A 6,514-nucleotide genomic window follows, 5' to 3' on the forward strand; every position below is an offset into this window, starting at 1 on the left:
TCAGTACTACAAATTAACGGGCGTCATATTGCGACCCGAATTATTATTTTGCGAACTCTGCGAGATTGTCTTTATCTACGCCAACGTACGGAACACGAACGATTTTATTCTCGATTTTCCAGCTGGTGCCCGCGGCAGCTTCTTTGCCGTCAGCCAGATTTTTCGCCAGGTCAAACGTCGCTTTCGCCTGGTTGTTAGCATCGTTCAGCACAGTACCGGCCATTGCGCCGGACTTCACCAGCGCCAGTGCTTCTGGCAGGGCGTCAACACCAAATACCGGAATGCTGGATTTGTTGTGCGCTTTCAGGGCTTCAACTGCCCCCATTGCCATGGCGTCGTTGTTGGCGATAACCACTTCGATTTTGTTAGCGTTCGGGCCAGACAGCCAGGCGTCCATTTTGTCTTTCGCCTGAGCGGTATCCCACATTGCGGTATCCAGCGCCAGTTGCTGTGTTTTAATGCCTTTGGTGTTCAGCTCTTTCACCACATAAGTAGTACGCGCTTCAGCATCCGGATGGCCCGGCTCGCCTTTCAGCAGCACGAATTGAATCTGACCATCTTTGTTCAGATCCCAGCCCTGGTTGGCCTGCCAGTGTTTGGCAATCAGATCGCCCTGGATAATGCCAGACTCTTTAGAGTCGGTACCGACGTAGAACGCTTTGTCGTAGCTATCCAGCGCTTTGCGGGACGGTTCTTTGTTGAAGAAAACCACCGGCACATTCTGCCCACGCGCTTTCTCAATCACCGTGCCTGCCGCTGCCGGGTCAACGAGGTTGATAGCCAGCGCTTTCACACCCTTCGCCAGCAGAACGTCGATCTGGTCGTTCTGTTTGGACTGGTCGTTCTGCGAGTCGTTCATTAGCAACTGAACGTCCGGCGCTGCTTTGGCGTCGTTCTCAATCGCTTTACGCACGACAGACATGAAGTTGTCGTCATATTTATAAATAGTCACACCGATACGGGTATCAGCAGCGTGCGCAGCGGCACCGAACAACATGCTTGCCATAACAGCAGACAGGGTTAACACCTTCTTATTCATGGTATCTCCGGTTTTTATTATGCAGGGTAGTAATCTCGGTGGGCGCAACGTTAATGAAGTGTTACTGACCGCCGAAGTTAACTTATCAAATAAATGACTATCTTCCGTGTTCGGTAACGCTCCAGTGTGCGTTTAATTGAATGTTTACGGCTTTGAGCTATACAAAAAGTGATTAATCACCGTGACATAGCGGTAGAGCTTTACAAACGCTGCCATCATAGACCAGCGTAATGTTAAGTTACTGTGAATTTACTCACAGATTGGAAGCGGTTACATGACCACAAATCACAAGTTAGTGATCGCCCCCACAGATTGCCGTTGTGACACTGAATGACGGCGAACCAGTGTAGGCATAAAGCAGTGCGATGCCGTGGCATCCAGCTTGCCTGCTGCGCCCAGCAGCGCCAGCTCCGTCGCCAGTTTGGCCATCGACATAATGGGGTATCGCACGGTGGTCAGTTGCGGATCGGTGTAACGGGCAATAGGAATATCATCGAAGCCGATCAGCGAAAGATGCTGTGGCACCGCAATGCCGTTGTCTTTTAATGCGGTAAGCGCGCCAGCTGCCATGTTGTCGTTGTAAGCGAAGACCGCTGTCAGTCCGAGATTACGCCCGAGTAGTTCAACCATCGCCGCTTCCCCGCCCTGCATATCCGGCGTGCCAGTGCCAGTCCAGCTTTCCGGCGCAGCAATGCCCTGCTCTTCCAGCGCGCGTTTCCAGCCTTCACGCCGCAGCGCATCATCTTCAATACCGTGGCTGGAAGCGAGATAGCCAATGCGCTGATGACCGTGGTTAAGCAGCATTCGCGTCGCCATCATCGCGCCGCTGATGTTGTCGAGCCCGACGCAGCGATGCGCGTAGCCGGGCACGATACGGTTGATCACCACCATGCCGGGAATGTGCGCCATGAACGCCCCGAGCTCCTCATCACTCAACGCTTTTGAATGCACAATCAAGGCGTTACAGCGTTGGCGGATCAACACTTCGATGGCGTTGCGCTCTTTTTCGGCCTCATGATAGCTGTTGCCAATCAGCACATATTTTTGATGCTGCTGTGCCACGGTATCGACGGCTTTGACCAGAGCGCCGAAAAACGAATCCGAGACATCCATTACCACCACGCCAATCGTTTCGCTGCTCTGCGTTGCCAGCGCCTGGGCATTGGCGTTCGGACGGTAGCCCAACAGCGTCACCGCCTTCATCACCGTTTCCCGTGTGTCAGGACTTACCAGCGGACTGTTGTTAAGCACCCTGGAGACCGTGGCGACGGAAACGCCCGCCTGACGGGCAACATCACGAATAGTGATCATTCTTACCGCCCTGTTGTAATTTGCAGCACCCCACAGTCACCCCCTGTTTCAGCAAGTAAGACATTGTGTCAGTGCAAAGGCGTGGACTACGTGAGAAATGTCACAAGGATGGAAGCGGTTACATTGATTTTGTTAATGATTGTGATCCAGATCGTTATCTGGATGTATGCCGCAATGAAACGCCTGATGCACGTGCGGTCAGTTGCCGCCACAGCCATTCCACTGGCCCCTGACGGAAGTAACGGAGCCAGAGCACAGAGAAAGCGAGATTGATGATCCAGACAGGAAGAATGAAACCTAACAGTTGCAGACGGTTAAATTTCATAAAAAAATCAAGATGATAAAACAAGGTGGTACAGATAAGCGTTTGCAGCAGATAGTTAGAAAGCGCCATGCGTCCCACGCAGACGACGGCCGCTACCAGACGAGAATGGCAGAGTTGCGGCCAGAAACCATACACCAGCGCAGCGTAGCCGATGGTTTGCAATGGCGCACCCAGCTCACGCGGTGCCTGTAACAGAAACGCGCTCCAGCGATAATCCCAGTTCAGCCACCACTGCGCGACAACCGCCGGCAGGTTGATTAGCAGACCGATGATAATCAACAGCGCGCCGACGCGGCGATAATGGCGCAGGCTGAACTGCCCTTTCAGCCAGCCGCTGCGCATCAGCGCACCGCCCATCAGCATCATGCCCGCCAGTTGCCAGCCGTACTGCGCACCCAGCGCCAGCAGACTGTCTGCCAGCATGCCGGCGCGGTTGCTGACCGCTTCAGCGCCGCCTTTTAATTTCCAGTACTGCTCATACTGGAGGTGGGCGGCGTCAGGTACCCAGGAGCGATTGACTGAATCACCGGTAATGATGCCGAGCAGAATCAACACCCCAACCCCGGTGACGTAGAGCATCACACCGGTGTTGAACAGCGATTTGATGCTCTGCGCATCGCGGATCATGCGCCAGCACACCAGCCCAACCAGTGCATAAGCCAGCAGAATATCGCCGTCCCAAAACAGGAGACCGTGAATAAACCCGAGCAACGCTAACAGTGTCAGCCGCGACTGGATCCAGATTTTCCCGCGCGGCAACAATAGCTGAAGCCCGGCACCGAACAGCAGCGCAAACAGGGTGAGGAATTTTACCTGCGCCAGCAGATCCAGAATCGCCCACGTCCAGGCGTCACTACGGCTGATATCGCCATACCAGGCAGGATTGAGGTAGGCCGCCTTTGGCAGACCAAAGGCGCTAATGTTAAGCAGCAGAATACCGAGAATGGCTGCGCCACGAAGAAAGTCGAGCGTGACGTTCCTTTCCATTTCCCGGCTCCGCAATTAGCTTAAGTGGCGCACGGCGCGCAGGAATTCCTGGCGGGTGTTCTGGCTGGACTTAAACAGGCCACCGAGCGATGTTGTCGTCGTGGCGCTGGTTGCGTCACGTACGCCGCGGGCTTTCACGCAATAGTGCACAGCATCAATCGACACCGCCACATTATTGGTACCGAGCAGCGTTTGCAGCGCGGTCAGAATTTGCTGTGTCAGTCGCTCCTGCACCTGCGGGCGCTGGGCAAAGAACTGCACGATGCGGTTAATTTTCGACAGGCCAATCACCGTATCTTTCGGGATATACGCCACCGTCGCTTTACCGTCGATGGTGACAAAATGGTGTTCGCAGGTGCTGGTCAGCGTGATGTCGCGCACGGTGACCATCTCATCGACTTTCATTTTGTTTTCGATGACCGTGATTTTCGGAAAGTTGGCGTAATCCAGCCCCGAGAAAATCTCATCGACATACATTTTGGCGATGCGGTGCGGCGTTTCCATCAGGCTGTCGTCACTCAGATCAAGATTCAGCAACTCCATAATCTCGGTCATATGTCCGGCAATCAGACGCTTGCGGGTTTCGTTGTCCATATCGTGCACCGGCGGGCGCAGTGGCGTTTCCAGCCCACGAGCGACCAGCGCTTCATGAACAAGTGCAGCTTCTTTACTCAGTGATGACATCTTTTTTCTCCTGCGGGTATGGCGACCTTTGCCCTTGAGGGTCAAAGGGTCCCTCATTTTGCGTGAGGTGGTGCACATAATCCAGTGGTCGTAACGATAATTATTGTAATTGCCGTGGCCTTTTATTTCTGCGGACGCCACACCAGCGCGCCACCGATCAACAGTGCCACCGCCGCAATGCCCAGCGCAGGCTCCAGCTGTTGCGTGAGCCACGTAGACAACGCCGAGGTTACCGGCCCCACCAGTTGACCGATGGCATAACCGGTGGTCAGCAACCCTGCCATATAGCGGGTGTGTTCCGGTGCCAGTTCGCGACCATAGAGCAGCGACAGCTGAACGGCACACAGAAAACCACCGCCCACCAGCAGCGCGCCAACCGCCAGCCCCCAGATGCCCGGCAACAGCCAGGCCGCCAGCACGCCCGCGCCCTGCAACCACAACACGATCGCCAGCCGCTGATAACTATGGCCCAGATTGCGGGTCGCGATGCTGAGCGCAATGCCCACCACTGAGGCAGCGCCAAATATCGGCCAGACGAACTGAGCAAACACGCTGTCGGGAAAACGGTGCGCCGCCATCTGCGATAAAAAGGTGGCGGGTAAAATATAACCATAACCCGCCAGGCTGTAGCTCCACACCAGCCGTTTCAGGTTGGGCGTCAGTCGCAGCGGTTCTGTTTTTACGCCGCTACGATGCAGGTCGCCGGGCTTTGGCAACCATCGGGCGATAAACGCCACCAGCACCATCGCCAGCAGGCCATACATCAGCCAGCCGTCGGTGGCACTCAGATTTTTTGCGTGGATCCACACCGCCAGCAAACCACTCAGGGCAATACCCGCGCCCGGCCCGGCAAACACGGCGGCACTCAGCCCCGGTTTCCCGGCATGCGCCAGCCGTTCGTTAGTCCATGCCGCTGTCAGCACCAGTGCCCAGCCGCTCATACAGCCAATCACCAGACGCAATGCGCCATGCAGCCAGGCGTTATCCATCAACGCAGAGAGTAATGTCAGCGCGACCGCGCCGTAAATGCCGGCATACAGACGCACTTCGACGCCGCGATGGGCACGCATGGCATCCCAGGCACCAATCAGATAACCGAGATAATTCATTGCCGCCACCAGGCCCGCCCCGGTCAGCGTCATCTGACCATCGGCAATCATCAACGGAACCTGTGGGGTAAAGGCAAAACGCCCGATCCCCATCGCCACCACCAGCACAATAAAACCACTCAGGGCGATTCGCAGCGCCATGCATACTCCAATTGTTAATGTAAAGTTATGTTTATGATGCAACATATGAGGTTAATGCGGAAGTGAAAGTTACTCACCGCCAGTGAATTATCTGTATGATGGATCTATTCATTTTCCCGATCCCCGAAAGGAGCCTCGCATGGAGATGCTAGAAGAGCACCGCTGTTTCGATGGCTGGCAACAGCGCTGGCGGCACGATTCCACCATCCTGAATTGCCCCATGACGTTCAGCATTTTTTTACCGCCTGCGCGAGAAACCACCCCGCCGCCGGTGCTTTACTGGCTGTCGGGGCTGACCTGTAACGATGAAAACTTCACCACTAAAGCAGGCGCGCAACGTGTTGCCGCTGAGCTTGGCATCGTCCTGGTCATGGCCGACACCAGCCCGCGTGGCGATGCGGTTGCTGATGATGAGAGTTATGATCTGGGCAAAGGCGCCGGTTTCTATCTCAACGCCCGCCAGGCGCCGTGGTCCAGCCATTACCGGATGTATGACTATATTCGTGACGAGCTGCCAGCGCTGATTCAGGCGCAGTTTAATGTCAGTGATCGCTGTGCTATCAGCGGCCATTCAATGGGCGGTCACGGGGCGCTTATCATGGCGCTGAAAAATCCGGGCAAATACACCAGCGTGTCGGCGTTTTCGCCGATTGTGAACCCCTGCCGCGTACCATGGGGGAAAAAAGCCTTCACCGCTTATCTCGGTGAAGACGAACAACACTGGCAGGAGTGGGACAGTTGCCAGTTGATGCTAAGCAGCAACGTCAGCGATGCCATCCCGACACTTATCGACCAGGGTGATAACGATCAGTTCCTGGCCGACCAGCTGCAACCCGCGGTGCTGGCGGAAGCCGCACGGCAGACGTCCTGGCCGCTGACCATGCGCATTCAGCCGGGTTATGATCACAGTTATTACTT

5 protein-coding genes and 1 pseudogene are annotated in these 6,514 nt (G+C 55.4%); 1 reads left to right on the forward strand and 5 read right to left on the reverse strand.

The features are described from left to right. Positions 1 to 43: 43 nt before the first annotated feature. The 5 genes and pseudogenes from mglB to GTGU_RS05605 all read right to left on the reverse strand — a co-directional run bounded on the left by mglB (position 44) and on the right by GTGU_RS05605 (position 5,596). Positions 44 to 1,039: a galactose/glucose ABC transporter substrate-binding protein MglB gene (gene mglB / locus GTGU_RS05585; protein WP_038154790.1), complete on the reverse strand. Its 996-nt coding sequence runs from the start codon at positions 1,037 to 1,039 to the stop codon at positions 44 to 46. A gap of 285 nt (positions 1,040 to 1,324) precedes the next feature. After that, positions 1,325 to 2,350 carry an HTH-type transcriptional regulator GalS gene (gene galS, locus GTGU_RS05590; RefSeq protein WP_038154791.1) on the reverse strand — a complete coding sequence of 342 codons (1,026 nt, stop codon included), beginning with the start codon at positions 2,348 to 2,350 and terminating at the stop codon, positions 1,325 to 1,327. A 154-nt stretch (positions 2,351 to 2,504) separates the two neighbouring features. Beyond that, positions 2,505 to 3,662: a DUF418 domain-containing protein YeiB gene (gene yeiB / locus GTGU_RS05595; RefSeq protein ID WP_038154793.1), complete on the reverse strand. Its 1,158-nt coding sequence runs from the start codon at positions 3,660 to 3,662 to the stop codon at positions 2,505 to 2,507. Positions 3,663 to 3,677: 15 nt separating this feature from the next. Then, complete coding sequence (folE, locus tag GTGU_RS05600) at positions 3,678 to 4,346, reverse strand: GTP cyclohydrolase I FolE (RefSeq protein ID WP_038154795.1); 669 nt, start codon at positions 4,344 to 4,346, stop codon at positions 3,678 to 3,680. 100 nt (positions 4,347 to 4,446) lie between these two features. Next, positions 4,447 to 5,596: pseudogene (locus GTGU_RS05605) on the reverse strand (YbfB/YjiJ family MFS transporter). Positions 5,597 to 5,735: 139 nt separating this feature from the next. Here GTGU_RS05605 and fghA point away from each other — a divergent pair. Continuing rightward, the coding region (gene fghA / locus GTGU_RS05610) for an S-formylglutathione hydrolase (protein ID WP_038154797.1) at positions 5,736 to 6,514 on the forward strand (779 nt) is incomplete at its 3' end.

The sequence above is a fragment of the Trabulsiella guamensis ATCC 49490 genome, from assembly GCF_000734965.1.
In the GTDB taxonomy this organism is placed as follows: domain Bacteria; phylum Pseudomonadota; class Gammaproteobacteria; order Enterobacterales; family Enterobacteriaceae; genus Trabulsiella; species Trabulsiella guamensis.